General features: G+C 69.7%; 20 protein-coding genes. 11 read left to right on the top strand and 9 right to left on the bottom strand.

What is annotated here, in order from left to right:
• From OO70_RS12705 to OO70_RS12680, 6 genes are all read right to left on the bottom strand, one after another.
• Complete coding sequence (locus tag OO70_RS12705; RefSeq protein ID WP_019070900.1) at positions 1-195, bottom strand: hypothetical protein; 195 nt, start codon at positions 193-195, stop codon at positions 1-3.
• A 155-nt stretch (positions 196-350) separates the two neighbouring features.
• Positions 351-1214: a phosphatidylinositol-specific phospholipase C/glycerophosphodiester phosphodiesterase family protein gene (locus tag OO70_RS12700; RefSeq protein ID WP_043668580.1), complete on the bottom strand. Its 864-nt coding sequence runs from the start codon at positions 1212-1214 to the stop codon at positions 351-353.
• 182 nt (positions 1215-1396) lie between these two features.
• A complete protein-coding gene (locus OO70_RS12695) occupies positions 1397-2470 on the bottom strand; it encodes an acyl-CoA dehydrogenase family protein (RefSeq protein ID WP_043668577.1) in 1074 nt (357 codons plus the stop codon).
• A complete protein-coding gene (locus OO70_RS12690; RefSeq protein WP_051741137.1) occupies positions 2467-3696 on the bottom strand; it encodes an acyl-CoA dehydrogenase family protein in 1230 nt (409 codons plus the stop codon). The genes OO70_RS12695 and OO70_RS12690 overlap by 4 nt, the downstream gene beginning before the upstream one ends.
• Complete coding sequence (locus tag OO70_RS12685; RefSeq protein ID WP_043668574.1) at positions 3693-4670, bottom strand: NADPH:quinone oxidoreductase family protein; 978 nt, start codon at positions 4668-4670, stop codon at positions 3693-3695. Before OO70_RS12685 ends, OO70_RS12690 begins: the two co-directional genes overlap by 4 nt.
• Positions 4671-4862: 192 nt before the next feature.
• Positions 4863-5444: a helix-turn-helix domain-containing protein gene (locus OO70_RS12680; protein ID WP_043668571.1), complete on the bottom strand. Its 582-nt coding sequence runs from the start codon at positions 5442-5444 to the stop codon at positions 4863-4865.
• 78 nt (positions 5445-5522) lie between these two features.
• On the opposite strand from OO70_RS12680, the gene OO70_RS12675 reads away from it, so the two are divergent.
• The 5 genes from OO70_RS12675 (at position 5523) to OO70_RS12655 (ending at position 10307) form a co-directional block, all read left to right on the top strand.
• The gene (locus OO70_RS12675) at positions 5523-6440 is read left to right on the top strand and encodes an NAD(P)/FAD-dependent oxidoreductase (protein WP_051741169.1); all 918 of its coding nucleotides are present in this window, start codon (positions 5523-5525) and stop codon (positions 6438-6440) included.
• A gap of 99 nt (positions 6441-6539) precedes the next feature.
• Complete coding sequence (locus OO70_RS12670) at positions 6540-8078, top strand: ATP-dependent DNA ligase (protein WP_043668567.1); 1539 nt, start codon at positions 6540-6542, stop codon at positions 8076-8078.
• Entirely contained in the window at positions 8075-8545 is a 471-nt protein-coding gene (locus tag OO70_RS12665) for an NUDIX domain-containing protein (RefSeq protein ID WP_043668565.1), read from the top strand. Before OO70_RS12670 ends, OO70_RS12665 begins: the two co-directional genes overlap by 4 nt.
• 114 nt (positions 8546-8659) lie before the next feature.
• The gene (locus tag OO70_RS12660) at positions 8660-10045 is read left to right on the top strand and encodes an NADP-dependent succinic semialdehyde dehydrogenase (protein ID WP_043668563.1); all 1386 of its coding nucleotides are present in this window, start codon (positions 8660-8662) and stop codon (positions 10043-10045) included.
• A gap of 25 nt (positions 10046-10070) precedes the next feature.
• On the top strand, positions 10071-10307 hold the full coding sequence (locus OO70_RS12655) for a DUF6213 family protein (protein ID WP_043668562.1): 237 nt from the start codon (positions 10071-10073) through the stop codon (positions 10305-10307).
• A 74-nt stretch (positions 10308-10381) separates the two neighbouring features.
• Here OO70_RS12655 and OO70_RS12650 read toward each other — a convergent pair whose 3' ends face one another.
• Positions 10382-10975, bottom strand: coding sequence for a thiaminase II/PqqC family protein (locus OO70_RS12650; protein ID WP_043669060.1), 594 nt, complete (start codon positions 10973-10975; stop codon positions 10382-10384).
• A 182-nt stretch (positions 10976-11157) separates the two neighbouring features.
• On the opposite strand from OO70_RS12650, the gene OO70_RS12645 reads away from it, so the two are divergent.
• The 4 genes from OO70_RS12645 (at position 11158) to OO70_RS12630 (ending at position 14583) form a co-directional block, all read left to right on the top strand.
• Positions 11158-12222: a type III polyketide synthase gene (locus OO70_RS12645; RefSeq protein ID WP_043668559.1), complete on the top strand. Its 1065-nt coding sequence runs from the start codon at positions 11158-11160 to the stop codon at positions 12220-12222.
• A 7-nt stretch (positions 12223-12229) separates the two neighbouring features.
• Positions 12230-13444, top strand: coding sequence for a cytochrome P450 (locus OO70_RS12640; protein WP_043668557.1), 1215 nt, complete (start codon positions 12230-12232; stop codon positions 13442-13444).
• A 7-nt stretch (positions 13445-13451) separates the two neighbouring features.
• A complete protein-coding gene (locus OO70_RS12635) occupies positions 13452-13973 on the top strand; it encodes a cupin domain-containing protein (protein WP_043668555.1) in 522 nt (173 codons plus the stop codon).
• Between the two features lie 61 nt (positions 13974-14034).
• Positions 14035-14583 (top strand): GNAT family N-acetyltransferase, encoded by a 549-nt coding sequence (locus tag OO70_RS12630; protein WP_043668553.1) that lies wholly within the window; start codon positions 14035-14037, stop codon positions 14581-14583.
• Between the two features lie 50 nt (positions 14584-14633).
• On the opposite strand, the gene OO70_RS12625 is transcribed toward OO70_RS12630, so the two are convergent.
• The gene (locus tag OO70_RS12625; RefSeq protein WP_043668551.1) at positions 14634-15863 is read right to left on the bottom strand and encodes an acyl-CoA dehydrogenase family protein; all 1230 of its coding nucleotides are present in this window, start codon (positions 15861-15863) and stop codon (positions 14634-14636) included.
• Between the two features lie 171 nt (positions 15864-16034).
• Between OO70_RS12625 and OO70_RS12620 the strand changes: the two genes are divergently transcribed.
• Complete coding sequence (locus OO70_RS12620) at positions 16035-16679, top strand: TetR family transcriptional regulator (protein ID WP_019070916.1); 645 nt, start codon at positions 16035-16037, stop codon at positions 16677-16679.
• Between the two features lie 134 nt (positions 16680-16813).
• Here OO70_RS12620 and def read toward each other — a convergent pair whose 3' ends face one another.
• Positions 16814-17368 carry a peptide deformylase gene (def, locus tag OO70_RS12615; RefSeq protein ID WP_043668549.1) on the bottom strand — a complete coding sequence of 185 codons (555 nt, stop codon included), beginning with the start codon at positions 17366-17368 and terminating at the stop codon, positions 16814-16816.
• 154 nt (positions 17369-17522) lie between these two features.
• Here def and OO70_RS12610 point away from each other — a divergent pair, with 154 nt between their 5' ends.
• Positions 17523-18761, top strand: a complete 1239-nt coding sequence (locus tag OO70_RS12610) for a Mur ligase family protein (protein ID WP_043668546.1) — start codon at positions 17523-17525, stop codon at positions 18759-18761.
• The last annotated feature ends 10 nt before the right edge of the window (positions 18762-18771 follow it).

Here is an 18771-nt window from a genome sequence, read left to right as displayed (position 1 = left end):
TCACGGATGCAGACCGCTCACCAGATCCGCGGTGGCCGTGAGGCCACTGTGGATCGTGGGCGCCATGCTGGTGCTCGCCATGAAGAACCCGAGCAGTGCGCAGACCAGCGCATGGGAGACCTTCAGCCCACCGCTGCGCATGAAGATCACCGCAAGGATCAACAGCAGCAGCACCACAGAGATGGAAATGGCCATCGTCACCCTCCTCCGCCACGCCGCCATGTCTGATTCACGGCGTTCGGCCGCAAGTGTGGCGTAGCGGAGGGTTCGTCTGGGCTACTGACGTGTCCCCCGAACGTGTGGTGTCACGCCATGTCGAGTGACCACATGTCGTGTGACCACATGTGGTGTCACGCCGTGCGGCGGGCGTCCAGGAACGCTTCCAGGCCGGCGAGGTCGTCGGTGTTGAGGAAGTCCACACCGGCGGCGAACAGTTCGCCCCACAGCGCGTCCCGGGCCGGGCCCGCCAGGTCCGGGGTGTTCCAGAACCGCACGGTCTGCCCGGCCGCGTGTGCCTGTCGGACGATGCCGCGCAGCTTCTGCCGCTCGGCGTCGGGGAAGGCGCCGTCGCCGAGCCAGGTGAAGTTGAGCGCCCAGTTGTCGCTGATGAGCGAGATGAAGGAGGCGGGCGCCGGGCTGCCGAGGTCGGTGAGCCGGCCGTCGTAGAAGGCGCGGCGCACGGTCTGCGCCTCCATCGGGATACGAGCCGCGCGGTCGCCGGAGATCACGTTGGTGACCGCGCCAGCGTGGACGCGTCCGTGGGCGTAGGTCGTGAACAGGTGCTTGTAGCGCAGGAGATGGCGGTCGAGTTCGAGGTAGGTCGAGGAGCCCTCGGTCTTGATGTCGATCAGGAGCTGGAGCGGCTTGTGCCAACCCCGGTACACCGAGCCGTGGTTGGCCTTCACGAGGGCGGCGAGCGGGTCGAGGTAGAGGGATTCGAGGGTGCGGCTCGGATCGAGTTCGGAGGCGTCGTGGCCGATGAGGAGTTGGTCGCCGACGAGGAAGATGTCGGCCTCGACGCTGCCGAAGCGGTGGTCCAGGGCGTCGAAGAGCGGGCGGGGATGCTCGTAGTCGTTGTGGGCGTGGGCGCGCCACAACGGCCGTGGGCGGTGCCCTTGTTCGCCGGCGAACGCGCTGCCGGCGGGCGGGGCGAGTACTGCCGCGAGCGTGGTGCCGAGCGCGGTGAGGGCTCTGCGACGGGTGATGAGGGCCATGGTGTTCCTCCCTGTGGGGCGGGTTCGAACCACAGGGAGTATGAGGCCGTCGGGACTCCAATGAACCTGTACATGCCAGGAGTTGGCCGGACTGCCCTCGCTTGTTCACTCCTTCGGCGGGGGCGCACGGAAAAGCCCGCCCCAGGTGGGACGGGCTTCCCGCAGGCTTCACCTGCCGACGCTCAGAGGGCTTGCAGGTCGACCAGTTCGGCCAGTGCCTCACGGTGGGCGCCCGCCGTGCCGTAGGCGATCGAGTCGGCCTTGGCCCGCTTCAGGTAGAGGTGGGCGGGGTGCTCCCACGTCATGCCGATGCCGCCGTGCAACTGGACGGCCTCCTCGGCCGCGTGGACGGCGACGGACGCCGCGTATGCCTGCGCGACGGCCACCGCCACGTCGGTGTCCTCGCCGGTCGCGAGGGCGTCGGCCGCGTTGCGCGCGGCGGCCCGCAGGCTGACGACCTCCAGCCACAGCTGCGCGAGCCGGTGCTTGAGCGCCTGGAACCCGCCGACGGGCCGGTTGAACTGCTTCCGCTCCTTCAGGTACCGGACCGTCTCGGTCAACGTCCAGTCCGCGACCCCGAGTTGCTCGGACGCGAGCAGCCCGGCACCGGCCCGCAGGGCGCGTCGTACGGCGGGCTCGGCGTCACCGATCCGGCGCGCGGACGCCCCGTCGAGGACAACCGTCGCGAGCGGCCGGGTCAGGTCCAGGGACACCTGCGGTACGACGGACACGGCACCCGCGTCGACGGCATACAGCCCGCCGTCCTCGCCCGGCACCAGCAGCACATCGGCGGCGGCCGCGTCCGCGATCCCGGTCAACTCCCCGTGCAGGGAGCCGTTTTCATGCCGTACGGCCTTGTAGGAGCCGCCCGGGGCGACGCTCAGGGAGACGGCGAGGACGCCGATCCGCCGGCCGGAGGCCAGTTCGGCGAGGAGGTCGTCCGCGTCGCACGCGAGGAGTGCCTCGGTGGCGACGACCGCGCTCGTGAGGTACGGGACGGGGGCCACGGCGCGGCCCAACTCCTCCAGTACGACGGCGACTTCGCGGTGGGTGGCGCCCTGGCCGCCCTGCGCCTCGGGCACCAGGAGGCCGGCGAGGCCGATGCCCTCGGCGAGGGACTTCCACAGGGACAGGTCGTGCGGGGCGTCCGACTCGGTGCGGGCGATGACGCTCGCCGCGTCGCAGTGGTCGGTGAGCAGGTCCCGGACGACGGCGCGCAGCGCCTCTTCCTCCTCCGAGTAGAGCAGGTCGGTCATCGGGCCAGGTCCTTCCAGGCGACGTCCTTGTCGGTGCGCGGCTCGGCCGGGAGGCCCAGGACGCGCTCGGCGACGATGTTCAGCAGGACCTCGCTGGTCCCGCCCTCGATGCTGTTGCCCTTGGAACGGAGGTAGCGGTAGCCGGCGTCGCGGCCGGTGAAGTCCACGAGTTCCGGGCGGCGCATGGTCCAGTCGTCGTACAACAGGCCTTCCTCGCCCCGGAGTTCGACCTCCAGGCCGCTGATCTCCTGGTTGAGGCGGGCGAAGGCGAGCTTCATGCCGGAGCCCTCGTGGCCGGGCTGGCCGGCCACGAGCTGCTGGCGCAGCCGTTCGCCGGAGAGCCGGGCGACCTCGGCCTCGACCCACAGCTTGAGGAGGCGCTGGTGGAGGTCGTGCGTGCGCAACTCCGGACGCTCGCGCCAGGTCTTACTGATCGGGCCGATCATGCCGCCCTCGCGCGGGATGCGCATGCCGCCGATCGAGACGCGCTCGTTCATCAGCGTGGTCTGCGCGACCCGCCAGCCGTCGCCGATCTCGCCGAGGCGGTGGGCGTCGGGGATACGGACGTTGGTGAGGAAGACCTCGTTGAACTCGGCCTCACCGGTGATCTGGCGCAGCGGCCTGACCTCGACGCCGGGGTCGGTCATGTCGCAGATGAAGTAGGTGATGCCCGCGTGCTTGGGCACGTCCGGGTCGGTGCGCGCGATGAGGATGGCCCAGCGGGCGAGATGGGCGCTGGACGTCCACACCTTCTGCCCGTTGACGATCCAGTCCTCGCCCTCCCGTACGGCACGTGTACCTAGCGCGGCCAGGTCCGACCCGGCGCCCGGCTCGCTGAAGAGCTGGCACCAGACCTCCTCGCCGACCCAAAGAGGCCTGAGGAAGCGCTGCTTCTGCTCCTCGGTGCCGAAGCGGAGGACGGTCGGGGCGGCCATGCCGAGGCCGATACCGATCCGGCGCGGGTCGTTGTCGGGGGCGCCCGCAGCCTCCAACTCGGCGTCCACGACGGCCTGGAGGGCGCGCGGGGCACCGAGCCCGCCGAGGCCCTCGGGGTAGTGGACCCAGGCCAGACCCGCGTCGAAGCGGGCCTTGAGGAAGTCGAGCTGGTCGGTCTCCAGCGGTGGGTGCGCGGCCAGCAACTCCTGGGCGCGGCGGCGCAGTTCGGCTGCGGCCGAGGCCGCTTCCGTGGTCGCCCGCGTCGTCTCTTCCGTGGTTTCTTCGCTCATGCGGCGGCTCCGTTCTCCAAGGACGGTACGACGACGACCCGGCCGGTGGTGACACCGTCGCCGACCCGCTGCACGGCGGCGGCCGCACCGGCCAGCGGCACGCGCTCGCTCACCAGGGGCTTGATGGCGCCGCGTGCGGCCAGTTCGGTCAGCTGCTCGTGGCAGTGCAGGATCAGCTTCGGGTTCTTGATGGCGTACAGGCCCCAATGCAGGCCCAGGATCGAGTAGTTCTTCACCAGGGCGTGGTTGAGGCCGGGGCTGGGGATCGTCCCGCTCGCGAAGCCCACGACCACGATCCGGCCCTCGAAGGCGACGACCTTCGTGGACTGCGTGTAGGCGTCGCCGCCGACCGGGTCGTAGATCACGTCGGCACCGCGCCCGCCGGTGGCCTCCTTGACGGCGGCGACGACGTCCTCGGTACGCCGGTCGATCACGACGTCGCAGCCCAACTCCCGTGCAACGCCCACCTTTTCGGCACCGCCGACGACACCGATGACGGTGGCACCGGCTGCCTTGCCGAGCTGGACGGCCGCGCTGCCGACCCCTCCGGCGGCGGCGTGCACGAGCAAGGTCTCGCCGGCCTCCAGGTGGGCGCGCCGGTGAAGGCCGAACCAGCCCGTCTGGTAACCGATGTGGAGCGCGGCCGTCTCCGCGTCGTCCAGTGACTCCGGCGCGGGCAGCAGTCCGGCGGCGTCCGCGACGGCGTACTCGGCGAAACCGCCGTACGGCAGCGCGGGGTTGGCGATCACGCGGCGGCCGTCCTCGGTCTCGCCGCAGATCTCGACGCCGGGGGTGAACGGGAGAGGGGGCTTTACCTGGTAGTGGCCTCGGCACATCAGGACGTCCGGGAAGTTGATGTTCGCGGCGCGTACCTTCAGCAGAACCTGGCCCGCACCGGGTGTCGGCTGCTGCACCTCCTCCAGGCGCATCGCCTCACTCGGCTCGCCGTTCTGGTGCACTTGCCATGCCTGCATGCGGGGCCTCCACGGGACTGCTCTGTCTATCCGGGCTCGGTCGCATACTAAGCGGTCGCTTGCGTGTCGGGGAACAGTCGCGTTCGTCACGGTCCGCTGGCTGAGCAGGTCTCGTACACCGCGGGCCGGTGGGGGCTGGGCGCGCAGTTCCCCGCGCCCCTAAAAAAGGGGCGCCCCGGTGGCCGACGTCTTTCACTGGCCCCTCTTTGGCCTTGCCCTCACATGCATCCTCTCCCCCTGCGGGCCGAACAGGCTCAGGAATTCCGCGGGGCCCTCGCCCGTGGACCCGAACCAGTGCGGCACCCTCGTGTCGAACTCGACCGCCTCCCCCGTCGCGAGCACGACGTCGTGTTCCGCGAGGACGAGTCGGAGTCGGCCGGACATCACGTACAGCCACTCGTAGCCCTCGTGGGTCCGCGGATCGGGTTCCTCCTGTCCCTGGGGCACCAGCACCTTGAAGGCCTGGAGTCCGCCCGGCTGGCGGGTGAGCGGCCAGTAGGTGCGGCCGTGCCGCTGGATCGGCTCGGACCGGACCCGGGGATCACTCACCGGCGGCGTCCCCACCAGCTCGTCCAGCGGCACCTGGTGGGCACGCGCGATCGGGAGCAGCAGTTCCAGGCTGGGCTTGCGCAGGCCGGACTCCAGCCGGGACAGCGTGCTCACCGAGATGCCGGTCGTCTCCGACAGTCCGGCGAGTGTCGCGCCCCGCTCCTTCCGGATGCGCCGGAGCCTCGGGCCGACCTCCGCCAGGACCTCGTCCGTGTCGTCGCTCATGACCGTTATTGCAGTTTCAGCAAACGCGTTTGTCAATACGGTCGGATCGGGGCGACCTTCTGAGTGGAGGTGGTCACCGTGACCGACACATACGAAGTGGTCGTCATCGGCGGCGGCGCCGCCGGCCTGTCCGCCGCGCTGGTCCTGGGCCGGTCCCGGCGCCGCACGCTGGTCGTCGACGCGGGCGAGCCGCGCAACGCGCCCGCCGCGCACATGCAGGGCTATCTGACCCGGGACGGCATGGCGCCCGCCGAGTTCCTGGCGCTCGGCCGCGAGGAGATCGCGCGCTACGGCGTCGACCTGGTCCGGGACCGGGTGGTCGACATCACCAGTGGCTTCGCGGTCACGCTGGCCGGCGGGGAGACCGTGCACGCACGCCGACTCGTGATCGCCACCGGTCTCAAGGACGAGCTGCCGACCGTCCCCGGAGTCGCCGAGCGCTTCGGGCGTGACGTGATCCACTGCCCGTACTGCCACGGCTGGGAGGTCCGCGACCAGGCATTCGGTGTGCTCGCGACGACGCCGATGAGTGTGCACCAGGCGTTGATGGTCTCGCAGTGGTCCAGGGACGTGACCCTGTTCCTGCACACGGTCGCCGAGTCCGAGCTGGCGGACGACGACCTGCGCAGGCTGGCCGCGGCCGGGGTCGCCGTGGTGCCCGGCGAGGTCGCCGAGCTGACCGTCGAGGACGACCGGCTCACCAGCGTCCGCCTCGCGGACGGCACCGCACACCCCCGCGAGGCCCTGTTCGTGGCGCCCCGCGCGATCCCGCAGACCGGACTCCTGGAGAAGCTGGGCGCCGAGCTGCAGGAGACCCCGTTCGGCGCGTACCCCGTGGTCGATCCGACGGGTCTGACGACCGTGCCCGGCGTGTGGGCGGTCGGCAACGCGATGGGCTTCGGAGAGCAGGTCGTGAACGCGGCCGCCGCCGGATACCGCGCGGCCGCCACGATCAACGGGGAACTACTCATGACCGACCTCGACACCGCCCCCTAGGGGCGCGGGGAACTGCGCGACCAGCCACAACGCACCCGCAGACGAAAAACGACCGTTCGTCGGCGTGAAAAACAGCGGAGCGCGCCGCACGATGGCTGCATGCTGCTGACCCGGCTCGCGCATGTGTCCCAGGAGGTCGCCGCCACCTCGGCGCGGTCCCGGAAGATCGCTCTGCTCGCGGAGCTCTTCCGGGACGCGGAGGCGGACGACGTCCCGATCGTCATCCCGTATCTCGCGGGCCGCCTGCCACAGGGCCGGCTCGGCATCGGCTGGAAGGTGCTGAGCCGGCCGGTCGACCCGGCCCCGGAACCCACCCTGACCGTGCGCGAGGCGGACGCCCGTCTCACCGACCTCGGCAAGGTGTCGGGCACCGGTTCGCAGGCCGAACGCGCCCGTCTGGTGGGCGAGTTGATGGGCGCGGCGACCGCCGACGAGCAGCGCTTCCTGTTCGGCCTGATCACGGGCGAGGTCCGGCAGGGCGCGCTGGACGCGGTCGCCGTGGAGGGCCTAGCGGAAGCGACCGGCACGCCCTCCACGGACGTACGGCGAGCCGTCATGCTCGCCGGTTCGCTCCAGACGGTGGCCGAGGCACTGCTCTCCGAAGGCCCCGCCTCCCTCGACCGCTTCCGGCTGACCGTGGGCCGCCCGGTCCTGCCGATGCTCGCGCACAGCGCCACCTCCGTCGCGGAGGCGGTCGAGAAGCTGGGTGCCTGCGCGGTCGAGGAGAAGCTCGACGGCATCCGCGTCCAGGTCCACCGCGACGGCGAAGTCGTACGGCTCTACACGCGCACCCTCGACGACATCACCGACCGTCTGCCCGAACTCACGGCCGCAGCGCTGGAGTTGAGAGGTGAACGGTTCATCCTGGACGGTGAGGTCATCTCGTTCGACGGGGACGGCCGGCCGCGCTCCTTCCAGGAGACAGCCGGCCGGGTCGGCTCCCGGGTGGACGTGGCCACGGCCGCCGAGACCGTCCCCGTCTCTCCCGTGTTCTTCGACGCGCTCTCCGTCGACGGCCGCGATCTGCTCGACCTGCCGTTCGCCGAACGGCACGCGGAACTGGCCCAGTTGGTGCCCGAACCGATGCGCGTCCGCCGCACCCTCGTGTCCGGTCCGGAGGATGTCCCCGGGGCGGAGGCCTTCCTCGCCGAGACCTTGAAGCGCGGTCACGAGGGGGTCGTGGTCAAGGGCCTGGACGCCCCCTACAGCGCGGGCCGGCGCGGTGCCTCCTGGCTGAAGGTGAAGCCCGTCCACACGCTCGACCTGGTCGTCCTGGCCGCCGAGTGGGGCCACGGCCGCCGTACCGGCAAGCTCTCCAACCTCCACCTCGGCGCCCGCAACCCCGACGGTTCCTTCGCGATGCTCGGCAAGACCTTCAAAGGGATGACCGACGCCCTGCTGACCTGGCAGACCGAGCGCCTCCAGGAACTGGCCGTGGAGAGCGACGGCCACGTGGTGACCGTACGGCCCGAACTCGTCGTAGAGATCGCCTACGACGGCCTGCAGAAGTCGACCCGCTATCCGGCCGGCGTCACTCTGCGTTTCGCCCGGGTCGTGCGCTATCGCGAGGACAAGCGGGCGGAGGAGGCGGACACGGTGGAGACGTTGCTGGCCGCGCATCCGGAGGTGAAGCCGTGAGTGGGAGTGGGAAGCGCAGCGCCGGGCTGTTGTTGTTCCGGCACACCGATCACGGTCTGGAGGTGTTGCTCGGCCATATGGGTGGCCCGTTCTTCGCGCGCCGGGACGCCGGGGCGTGGGGTGTGCCCAAGGGGGAGTACGAGCCGGACGAACCCGCCTGGGACGCGGCCCGGCGCGAGTTCCAGGAGGAGCTGGGGCTCGCGCCGCCCGAGGGGGAGGCGATCGCGCTCGGCGAGGTGCGGCAGACCAACGGGAAGGTCGTCACCGCCTGGGCGATCGAGGCCGATCTGGACCCGGCGACCATGGTGCCCGGCACCTTCCGCATGGAGTGGCCGCCGAAGTCCGGGCAGGTCCAGGAGTTCCCGGAGCTGGACCGGGTCGAGTGGTTCGGCCTCGAACGGGCGCGGGCGGTCATCGTGAAGGCGCAGGCCACGTTTCTCGACCGGCTGGCGGAGCACTCGGACTGAGCGACCGTGCACGGGTACGCGTCCTCGGACCGAGCGACCGCGACATGTGTACGCGTTGCGGTCCCCCGCGCCGCGCGGGAAGGTCGAAGTACAGCCCGCTCCAGGAGGTCAGCCATGCCCATCGCGACGGTCAACCCGGCCAACGGCGAGACGCTGAAGACGTACGAGGCCATGGGTGGCGAGGAGATCGAGCGGCGGCTCCAGCTCGCGGAGGCCACGTTCCGCACCTACCGGACGTCCGCCTTCGCCGAGCGCGCCCGGCTCATGCACCGGGCCGCCGACCTGCTCGACGAGGACCAGCAGGACATCGGCCGGATCATGACCACCGAGATGGGCAAGCCGGTCAAGCAGGCCCGCGCGGAGGCGGCCAAGTGCGCGAAGGCGATGCGCTGGTACGCCGACCACGCGCAGGAACTGCTCGCCGACGAACTGCCCGCCGCGGCCGACGCGAAGGACTCCGGCGCCTCCCACGCCCTGGTTCGCTACCGGCCGCTCGGCCCCGTGCTCGCGGTGATGCCATGGAACTTCCCCCTCTGGCAGGTGATCCGCTTCGCCGCGCCCGCGCTGATGGCGGGCAACGTAGGCCTGCTCAAGCACGCCTCCAACGTCCCGCAGACCGCCCTCTACCTGGAGGACCTGTTCCATCGCGCGGGCTTCCCGGAGGGTGCTTTCCAGACCCTCCTGGTCGGCTCGGGCGCGATCGAGGAGATCCTGCGCGACGAGCGGGTGAGGGCGGCCACCCTCACCGGCAGTGAGCCCGCCGGGCGGGCGGTCGCGTCCGTCGCCGGGGACATGGTCAAGAAGACGGTGCTCGAACTGGGCGGCAGCGACCCGTACATCGTCATGCCGTCCGCGGACGTCGAACGGGCCGCCCAGATCGCGGTGACGGCACGGGTGCAGAACAACGGGCAGTCCTGCATCGCCGCCAAGCGGTTCATCGTGCACACAGATGTCTTCGACGCGTTCGCCGAACGGTTTGTCGCGGGCATGAAGGCGCTCACTGTCGGTGATCCGCTGGAGGAGGAGACCGAGGTCGGACCGCTCGCGAGCAAAGCGGGCCGTAGCGATCTGGAGGAACTCGTCGACGACGCCGTGGAGAGCGGGGCGACCGTACTGTGCGGCGGTGAGCGGCCCGACGGGGACGGCTGGTACTACCCGCCGACCGTCCTCACCGACATCACCCGCGAGATGCGCATCCACCGTGAGGAGGCGTTCGGGCCCGTCGCCACGCTGTACCGGGTCGCCGACCTCGACGAGGCCGTGCTGATCGCCAACGACACGCCGTTCGGGCTGAGTTCCAACGTGTGGACGCGGGACGACGCCGAGGTCGACCGTTTCGTACGGGACCTGGAGGCCGGTGGGGTGTTCGTCAACGGGATGACCGCGTCCCATCCGGCGTTCCCGTTCGGCGGGGTGAAGCGGTCCGGGTACGGGCGGGAGCTGTCGGGGCACGGAATCCGCGAGTTCTGCAACATCACCACGGTATGGCACGGAGCGTGAGCGTTCCGCGGCTACGATCCCCTGTGTGAACCGCGAAGTGACTCTGCCTCTGATCGTCGACGACCGCGGGACCTTGCAGGTGGCTGCGGCCGATGTGAGCAAGCTTCTCCGTACCGTGGGTGGGAGGTGGCTGCACCTTGTTGAGGCCGGGGAGGACGGGCTCGACGAGGACACGGTGGCCGCGCTGACGATCGAGCTGGCGAAGCTGGCGGATCGTATTGACGTGGCTTGCATCGCGCATAGCAGTGGGGGGTCGTCGTAGTCGGGCGAGTGCGGGTCTGTTGTGGCTGGGCGCGCCCACGCGGCGGAGCCGCAAATTGGCACAGCCCCGCACCCCTAGGGGGTTGCCCCTAGCGTGTTCCAGAAGCTCGCCTCGTAAGCCTTGAGCAGGGTGCTGTACGTCGTCACCGAACTCTCATTCACCTTGCCCGCCTGCATCGCCGCCGTCGCCCTGAGTTCCAGCTCCGGCGCCGGTTCCGCGAAGAAATCGAAGAAGCCGCAGGCCTCCTCCGTGAAGCCGTAGTGGTCGCGCAGCGCACGCGCGATTGTTGCGCAATAGCCGCCCCATTCCGCGAAGTTGGACGTCAGCGCCCGTACTACGTCCGTCGGTTCCGCGTTGAGGGCCAGCCAGGCGACGTATGCCGGATAGGCCTGGCAGCCGGGCAGCGGCTCATAGGTCCGCAGCCGGATCTCGTCCACACCGCACGCCTCCGCGAAGGCGGTCAGCCGCTCCCCCGCCATCGCCTCGCCCGCCGCCAGGAACTCGAAGAAGTCGGTCGCCTCCGGAGTGGCCGTCTCGCGTTGCGCCAGATGCAGGAAGGCGCGGCGGTCGGCCGGGATCACCAGGTGTTGTTCCAGGGCCAGGGTTGCGAGGGTTTCTCGGGGTGCGGTACCGGTCGAGATCCGGGCTACGACGGGGTTCGTGGTCATCGCGTCCTTCATCCGTCGAGGTCTGGATACTGATCCGACCTTTACACAGGGTCCCTGAATTGGAGTAGTCCACCGAGAGATCGTCGCTCTCAAGGGTGATCGTGGGTGCACCACCCTCTGAGGTGAACCACCTTCTGACCGGCGGGCGAAGGCCTTCCGGAAGGCGAAAGCAGGGACGGTTCATGGCGACTTTGTGCAAGCCCTCGGTGTCGGTTCCCGAGCACGTGATCACGATGGAGGAGACGCTGGAGCTGGCGCGCTCCCGTCACGCGGACCACCCCAACCTGCCGCTGGCCCTCCGGCTGATCGAGAACACCGGTGTGCGTACCCGGCACATCGTGCAGCCCATCGAGGAGACCCTGAAGCACCCGGGGTTCGAGGACCGCAACAAGATCTACACGGCCGAGGCGAAGGCCCGGGTCCCGGCGGTCGTGCAGCGGGCGCTCGACGAGGCCGAGCTGCTCACCACCGACATCGACGTGATCATCTACGTCTCGTGCACGGGCTTCATGATGCCCTCGCTCACGGCCTGGCTGATCAACGAGATGGCCTTCGAGTCCACCACGCGCCAGATCCCCATCGCCCAGCTCGGCTGCGCGGCCGGCGGTGCGGCGATCAACCGGGCGCACGACTTCTGCACGGCGTACCCGGACGCCAACGCGCTCATCGTGGCCTGCGAGTTCTGCTCGCTGTGCTACCAGCCGACCGACCTCGGCATCGGCTCCCTGCTCTCCAACGGGCTGTTCGGCGACGGTATCGCCGCCGCGGTCGTGCGCGGGCGGGGCGGTACGGGCATCCAGCTCGAGCGCAACGGGTCGTACCTGATCCCCAAGACCGAAGAGTGGATCATGTACGACGTCCGGGCCACCGGCTTCCACTTCCTGCTGGACAAGCGGGTGCCGGCCACCATGGAGCCCCTCGCACCGGCGCTCCAGGACCTCGCGGGACTGCACGGCTGGGACGCGGCCGACCTGGACTTCTACATAGTCCACGCGGGCGGGCCCCGAATACTCGACGACCTGAGCAAGTTCCTGCAGGTCGACCCGCACGCGTTCCGGTTCAGCCGGGCCACCCTCACCGAGTACGGCAACATCGCCAGCGCCGTCGTCCTGGACGCGCTGCGCCGGCTCTTCGACGAGGGCGGCGCCGAGCACCGGGCGCGTGGACTGCTCGCCGGGTTCGGACCCGGTATCACCGCCGAGATGGCCCTGGGCCGCTGGCACAGCGACGACCGAGAGACGGCTTGAGAACGGCATGACTGAAGAGACGCTCACCGAGACCCTGCCCCCGGTCCGGCCCTGGCCGGCCCTCGACCTGACCGGGGTGGACTTCGACCCGGTCCTCGCCAAGCTGATGCGGGAGGGTCCGGTCAACCGGATCAAGCTGCCCAACGGCGAGGGCTGGGCGTGGCTGGTCACCCGCCACGACGACGTGCGGATGGTCGCCAACGACCCCCGGTTCAGCCGCGAGGCGGTGATGGACCAGCCGGTGACCCGGCTCGCCCCGCACTTCATCCCGGCCCGTGGCGCGGTCGGCTTCCTGGACCCGCCGGACCACACCCGGCTACGGCGCTCGGTCGCCCCGGCGTTCACGGCGCGCGGGGTGGAGCGGGTGCGGGAGCAATCCCGGCTGCTGCTCGACGAGTTGATCGACGAGCTGCTCCAGGACGGACCCCCGGCCGATCTCACCGAGACCGTACTGAGCCCCTTCCCGATCGCGGTGATCTGCGAGCTGATGGGCGTGCCGGCCGCCGACCGGCACGGCATGCACACCTGGACCCAGCTCATCCTGTCCTCCTCGCACGGCGCCAAGGTCAGCGAGAAGGCGAAGCAGGAGATGGGCGCGTACTTCGGCGATCTGATCGGCCTGCGGGAGGGCAGTGACGGTGAGGACGTCGCCTCGCTGCTCGGTGCCGCCGTGGGCCGGGAGGAGATCACGCTGGAGGAGGCCGTCGGGCTCGCGGTGCTGCTGCAGATCGGCGGCGAGGCGGTCACCAACAACAGCGGGCAGATGTTCTACCTGCTGCTGACCCGCCCGGATCTCGTCGAACGACTGCGCGCCGAGCCGGAGTTGAGACCCCAGGCCATCGACGAGTTGCTGCGCTACATCCCGCACCGCAACGCGGTCGGGCTGTCCCGGATCGCCATGGAGGACGTGGAGATCCGCGGGGTACGGATGCGGGCGGGCGACCCGGTGTACGTGTCGTACCTGGCCGCGAACAGGGACCCCGACGTGTTCCCGGACCCGGACCGGATCGACTTCTCGCGCAGTCCGAACCCGCACGTGTCCTTCGGCTTCGGCCCGCACTTCTGTCCCGGCAACATGCTGGCGAGGCTGGAGTCCGAGCTGCTGGTGGACGCGCTGCTGGACCGGCTGCCGGGGCTGCGGCTCGCGGTTCCGGCCGACGAAGTCCCGTTCAAGAAGGGTGCGTTGATCCGCGGGCCCGAGGCACTGCCCGTGACGTGGTGAGGTACCGATGACGGCGACGGAGGGGTTGTTGGTACCGCCGGGTCATGGCCGGATCGTCCAGACACCGGCGCAGCACGTGACGTTCAAGGTGACCGGGTCGCACTCGCGGACCGCGTCCACCTTCGAGGTGGTGGTGCCGCCGGGCTTCGACGTCGGCGCCCATGTGCACACGCGCAGCGAGGAGTTGTTCTACGTACTCGAGGGCGAGCTGGACGTCCTCGCCTTCGAGCCGCGCATCCGGACACCGGACAACTGGCAGCGCTGGGAGTCCAGTTCGGGCACCCGGGCGGTACGGGCGACACCGGGCACGGTGATCGTCGTACCGCCCGGTTGTCCGCACGCGTTCGCGAACCCGACGGAGACACCCGCGAAGATGTTCTTCCAGGCGTCCCCGCCACCGGACCACGAGCGGTATTTCGAGGAGCTGTTGGAGATCCTCGGCGGCGGAGGTCCACCGGACCACACGGCGATCGAGGAGCTGCGGGCGCGGTACGACATCGAGCAGCTGACGCCCCTCAAGCACCGTTGACCCTCTGGCACGGGCGGTAATCGGGTTGATCGGCGCCGAGCGGGTCGGCTAGGAACAGTCCATGCTGAGAGGAACCAAGATCGGGCTCCGGGCCCGGCACGAGTCGGATGTCCCGGTCCTGCACGCCGAGTTGTACGACGACGTGGCGACGAGATCGCGAGCGGACTCACGGCCCTGGCGCCCCGTCTCACCGGGCACCGAGGCCTCACCCTTCGCGATCACCGAACCCGACGACGATGCCGCCCCCTTCTCTGTCGTTTCCCTCGACAACGACGAGTTGGCGGGGGCCGCGGGGCTGTGGGGCATCGACACCCACAACAGGAACGCCCACCTGGGCATGTCGCTGCGGCCGGGTTTCCGCGGCCGCGGACTCGCCGTCGACGTCGTCGAGGTGCTGTGCACCTACGGCTTCACCGTCCGCGGCTTGCACCGACTGCAACTCGAGACGCTGGCCGACAACACGGCGATGATCCGAGCGGCCTCCCGCGCCGGGTTCGCGCAGGAGGGGCAACTCCGCCGCGCCGCGTGGGTAAACGGCGAGTTCGTCGACGAGGTGATCTTCGGCTTGCTGGCCGAGGATTGGAATTCCGCTGCGCACCGGCGCCCCTGAAGGGGCGCGGGGAACTGCGCGACCAGCCCCCACCGACCCGCACCCGAAACTCAACGAATCGGCATCCCCGACAACGTCCTAGCGATCACCAGCCGCTGAATCTCACTCGTACCCTCGAAGATCGTGTAGATCGCCGCGTCACGGTGCATCCGCTCGACCGGATACTCACGGGTGTAGCCATTGCCGCCCAGGATCTGGATCGCCTGCCCGGTGACCTTCTTCGCCGTCTCACTCGCGAACAGCTTCGACATCGACCCCTCGGCCGCCGTGAACTGCTTCCCGTTGATCGCCATCCAGGACGCCCGCCACACAAGCAACCGCGCCGCGTCGATGGACGTACGCATGTCGGCGAGCTGGAAGGCGACACCCTGGTTGTCGATGATCGGCCGGCCGAACTGCTCGCGGGTCATCGCGTAGTCGAGGGCGACCTCGTACGCGGCACGGGCGGTGCCCACCGCCATCGCGCCGACAGCCGGGCGGGACGCCTCAAACGTGGCCATCGCCGCGTTCTTCACCCGCTCGCCGCCGCCGGCCTTCGCGCGCTCACGGGCGCGGGCGAGGCGCTCGTCGAGCTTCTCCTTGCCGCCGAGCAGGCAGGAACCGGGGATGCGTACATCCTCCAGGACGACCTCGGCGGTGTGCGAGGCGCGGATGCCGTGCTTCTTGAACTTCTGCCCCTGGGACAGGCCGGGCGTGCCCGACGGGACGATGAAGGAGGCGTGGCCCTTGGAGCCGAGGTCCGCGTCGACGACCGCGACGACGACGTGGACGTTGGCGATACCGCCGTTGGTCGCCCAGGTCTTGGTGCCGTTGAGCACCCACTCGTCCTTGGCCTCGTCGTACACGGCACGCGTGCGCATGGAGGCCACGTCGGAGCCGGCGTCAGGCTCGGAGGAGCAGAAGGCGGCGACCTTCACGTCGTTGGCGTCGCCGTACATCTGGGGAATCCAGGTGCCGATCTGCTCCTCGGTGCCGTTGGCGAGGACGCCCACGGCGGCGAGGCCGGTGCCGACTATGGAGAGGGCTATGCCCGCGTCGCCCCAGAACAGCTCCTCCATGGCCATGGGTATGCCGAGGCCGGTGGGGTCGAAGTACTGCTGGGCGTAGAAGTCCAGGGAGTAGATGCCGACCTTCGCGGCCTCCTGGATGACCGGCCAGGGAGTCTCCTCACGCTCGTCCCATTCGGCGGCGGCGGGGCGGATGACGTCGGCGGCGAAGCCGTGCAGCCAGTCCCGCACCTCCTTCTGTTCGTCGTTGAGTTCCATGGTGAACTCGGCCATGACTCCTCCAGCAGCGCACTAGCATGTTACTTGCGGTAACGACAGAGTCTGTTACCGACGGGTAGGAAAAGTCAACTCCCGATGACCACTCGGCAGCCCGTTCGAGGTGTTGGGCACATTGAGTGTTACTTTGCGCAGGCGTCACCGATTCAGCACGGGTGGGGAGAGCTCATGGACACCACACAGCGGACCGATCAGCAGCGGTCCGCCGACCGCCGACGGCGCGAGCTGTTGGAGGCCGCGGACAGAGTGGTGCTGCGTGACGGTCCGCAGGCCTCGATGAACGCGATCGCCGCGGAAGCGGGTATTACGAAGCCGATTCTGTACCGGCACTTCGGGGACAAGGGTGGACTGTACGCCGCCCTCGCCAAGCGGCACACGGATGCCCTGCTGTCCTCGCTGCGGGCCGCGTTGGATGCGCCGGCAGAGCGGCGGGAGCGGGTCGAGGCCACGCTCGATACTTACCTCGCCGCGATTGAGGCGCTGCCTCAGGTGTATCGGTTTCTGATGCATCCCGTGGAGGGTGGGCAGACCGCTGACCAGGGGTTCGACACGGGGAATCACTCGGTTCCGCTGCTCAGGCGTATGGGCGAGGAGTTGGCTCAGGTCATCGAGGAGCGGGTGGATCTTGGGCCCAACAGTCAGCAGTTGGCTCGGGTGTGGGGGCATGGGATTGTCGGGATGATGCATGCGGCGGGTGACTGGTGGCTGGGTGAACGGCCTTGCTCCCGGGCCGAGTTGGTGCGGAGTTTGGCCGATCTGTTGTGGGGGCGGTTGGCTGCCGCCGGGGACAAGGTTGGTGGGCCGGGGTTCTAGGGGTCGTATTTCGGCTGCGAGTGCGTGGGGGCTGGTCGCGCAGTTCCCCGCGCCCCTAAAAAGCTTCGCTCACCGGTGCTGAGAGCTGGTCGCGCCCACGCGGCGGAGCCGCAAATCGATACAGCCCCGCGCCCCTAAAGGACCTCACCTCGCCGGGACCATGAGGCTCGGGCTGCTTGTCGCATCAAGCGGGTGTGGCGCCAGCCCGTCACTCGGTCCGCGTACACCTTTCCCTCCACGTGGTCGTACTCGTGCTGCAAGCATCTTGCGAACCAACCCGTGCCGTGCACGGTGATGGGTTCTCCCGTCACCGTGAAACCCTCGACCACCGCGTGGTCGTAGCGTTCCGTTCCCGCCTCCAGGCCCGGCAGGGACAGGCACCCCTCCGGGCCCCTCAACACCACACCGTCCGCCTCCACGAGACGTGGGTTGACCACATGGCCGAGGTGGCGGACCTCCTCGTCGTCCGGGCAGTCGTAGACGAACACCCGCAAGGACTCGCCCACTTGGTTCGCGGCGAGGCCCACTCCCCCCGCCGCGTACATCGTCGCGAACAAGTCCTCGACGAGGCGGGCGAGTTCCGGGCCGAAGTCTGTTACTTCTGCGCAGGAGGTGTGAAGCAATGGGTCGCCGAGCAGAGTGAGGGGACGGACTCGCCCGTGGGCGCCCGGGATGGAGCCGTATCGCATGGCCGCAAGGGTACGGTTCTCTACGGCGCACGCCCGCCGCGAGGCGTTCGCGGTGCCGCGGTTCGGGCACCGATAAGGATCTCGATAGGCTGAGGTCCACACCACGTTGCCGGAGGCAGAGGCGCGGCGCGTACGCAAGGAGGATCGAGAACTGATGGCAGGCAACTCGGACCCGCTCACGCCGCGGGCCAAGCTGGCCGTGACGGCGGGCAAGGCGGTCGCGGCGGCATCGCGTGCCGCGGGGCGGGGCAGCGGATCGGTGATCGGCGGCCGAGTGGCACTCAAACTCGACCCCGACCTGCTCGCCCGGCTCGCACAGAACCTGGACGTGACGCTCGTCTCGGCCACCAACGGCAAGACCACGACGACGCGTTTGATCGCCGAGGCCCTCGGGGCCGCCGGAGAGGTCGTCTCGAACGCGCTCGGTGCCAACATGCCCGCCGGTATCACCTCGGCGCTGGCCGGTGGCTCGGACGCCAAGTTCGGGGTCATCGAGGTCGACGAGAAGTACCTCGCCGGCGTCGCCCGGGACACCGACCCCAAGTGCATCGCGCTGCTCAACCTCTCCCGCGACCAGCTGGACCGCGCGGCCGAGACCCGCATGCTCGCGGAGAACTGGCGTGAGGGGCTTGCCGGTTCGAAGGCGGTCGTCGTCGCCAACGCGGACGACCCGCTGGTCGTGTGGGCCGCCTCCTCCTCCCCCAACGTGATCTGGGTCGCCGCCGGGCAGATGTGGAAGGACGACGCCTGGTCGTGTCCTTCGTGCGGTGGCGTGATGCAGCGGCCCGGTGACGACTGGTTCTGCGGCGAGTGCGGATTCCGTCGGCCTACGCCGAGTTGGGCGCTGTCCGGCGATCATGTGCTTGACCCGCACGGGTCCGCCTGGCCCATTCACCTCCAGCTGCCGGGGCGCGCCAACAAGGCCAACGCCGCGTCCTCCGCCGCCGTCGCCGCCGTATTCGGGGTGCCGCCGCAGGTCGCCCTGGAGCGCATGTACCGGGTGCAGGCCGTCGCCGGGCGGTACGACGTCGTCCAGTTCATGCAGCGCGACCTGCGCCTGCTGCTGGCCAAGAACCCGGCGGGCTGGCTCGAAACGTTCAGCCTGATCGATCCGCCGCCGACCCCGGTGATCCTCTCGGTGAACGCGCGCGGCGCGGACGGCACCGACACCTCGTGGCTGTGGGACGTCGACTACACGCGACTGAGCGGCCACCCCATCTTCGTCGTCGGCGACCGCAAGCTGGACCTCGCGGTCCGACTGGAAGTGGCCAACCAGCACTTCCAGGTCTGCGACAACCTCGACCAGGCCGTGCAGCTGGCACCGCCCGGCCGGATCGAGGTCATCGCGAACTACACCGCGTTCCAGGACCTGCGCCGCCGCGTCGGCAACTGAGACTCAGAGG

The organism is Streptomyces xylophagus (assembly GCF_000716435.1).
Lineage (GTDB): Bacteria > Actinomycetota > Actinomycetes > Streptomycetales > Streptomycetaceae > Streptomyces > Streptomyces xylophagus.
This window is presented reverse-complemented; position numbering and strand designations above follow the sequence as displayed.

What these genes read in the sequence shown, in the direction of transcription:
- OO70_RS12705 (WP_019070900.1), bottom strand. Translation starts at nt 195, where the DNA reads ATGGCCATTTCCATCTCTGTGGTGCTGCTGCTGTTGATCCTTGCGGTG.
- OO70_RS12700 (WP_043668580.1), bottom strand. Translation starts at nt 1,214, where the DNA reads ATGGCCCTCATCACCCGTCGCAGAGCCCTCACCGCGCTCGGCACCACG.
- OO70_RS12695 (WP_043668577.1), bottom strand. Translation starts at nt 2,470, where the DNA reads ATGACCGACCTGCTCTACTCGGAGGAGGAAGAGGCGCTGCGCGCCGTC.
- OO70_RS12690 (WP_051741137.1), bottom strand. Translation starts at nt 3,696, where the DNA reads ATGAGCGAAGAAACCACGGAAGAGACGACGCGGGCGACCACGGAAGCG.
- OO70_RS12685 (WP_043668574.1), bottom strand. Translation starts at nt 4,670, where the DNA reads ATGCAGGCATGGCAAGTGCACCAGAACGGCGAGCCGAGTGAGGCGATG.
- OO70_RS12680 (WP_043668571.1), bottom strand. Translation starts at nt 5,444, where the DNA reads ATGAGCGACGACACGGACGAGGTCCTGGCGGAGGTCGGCCCGAGGCTC.
- OO70_RS12670 (WP_043668567.1), top strand. Translation starts at nt 6,540, where the DNA reads ATGCTGCTGACCCGGCTCGCGCATGTGTCCCAGGAGGTCGCCGCCACC.
- OO70_RS12660 (WP_043668563.1), top strand. Translation starts at nt 8,660, where the DNA reads ATGCCCATCGCGACGGTCAACCCGGCCAACGGCGAGACGCTGAAGACG.
- OO70_RS12650 (WP_043669060.1), bottom strand. Translation starts at nt 10,975, where the DNA reads ATGACCACGAACCCCGTCGTAGCCCGGATCTCGACCGGTACCGCACCC.
- OO70_RS12645 (WP_043668559.1), top strand. Translation starts at nt 11,158, where the DNA reads ATGGCGACTTTGTGCAAGCCCTCGGTGTCGGTTCCCGAGCACGTGATC.
- OO70_RS12640 (WP_043668557.1), top strand. Translation starts at nt 12,230, where the DNA reads ATGACTGAAGAGACGCTCACCGAGACCCTGCCCCCGGTCCGGCCCTGG.
- OO70_RS12635 (WP_043668555.1), top strand. Translation starts at nt 13,452, where the DNA reads ATGACGGCGACGGAGGGGTTGTTGGTACCGCCGGGTCATGGCCGGATC.
- OO70_RS12630 (WP_043668553.1), top strand. Translation starts at nt 14,035, where the DNA reads ATGCTGAGAGGAACCAAGATCGGGCTCCGGGCCCGGCACGAGTCGGAT.
- OO70_RS12625 (WP_043668551.1), bottom strand. Translation starts at nt 15,863, where the DNA reads ATGGCCGAGTTCACCATGGAACTCAACGACGAACAGAAGGAGGTGCGG.
- OO70_RS12620 (WP_019070916.1), top strand. Translation starts at nt 16,035, where the DNA reads ATGGACACCACACAGCGGACCGATCAGCAGCGGTCCGCCGACCGCCGA.
- def (WP_043668549.1), bottom strand. Translation starts at nt 17,368, where the DNA reads ATGCGATACGGCTCCATCCCGGGCGCCCACGGGCGAGTCCGTCCCCTC.
- OO70_RS12610 (WP_043668546.1), top strand. Translation starts at nt 17,523, where the DNA reads ATGGCAGGCAACTCGGACCCGCTCACGCCGCGGGCCAAGCTGGCCGTG.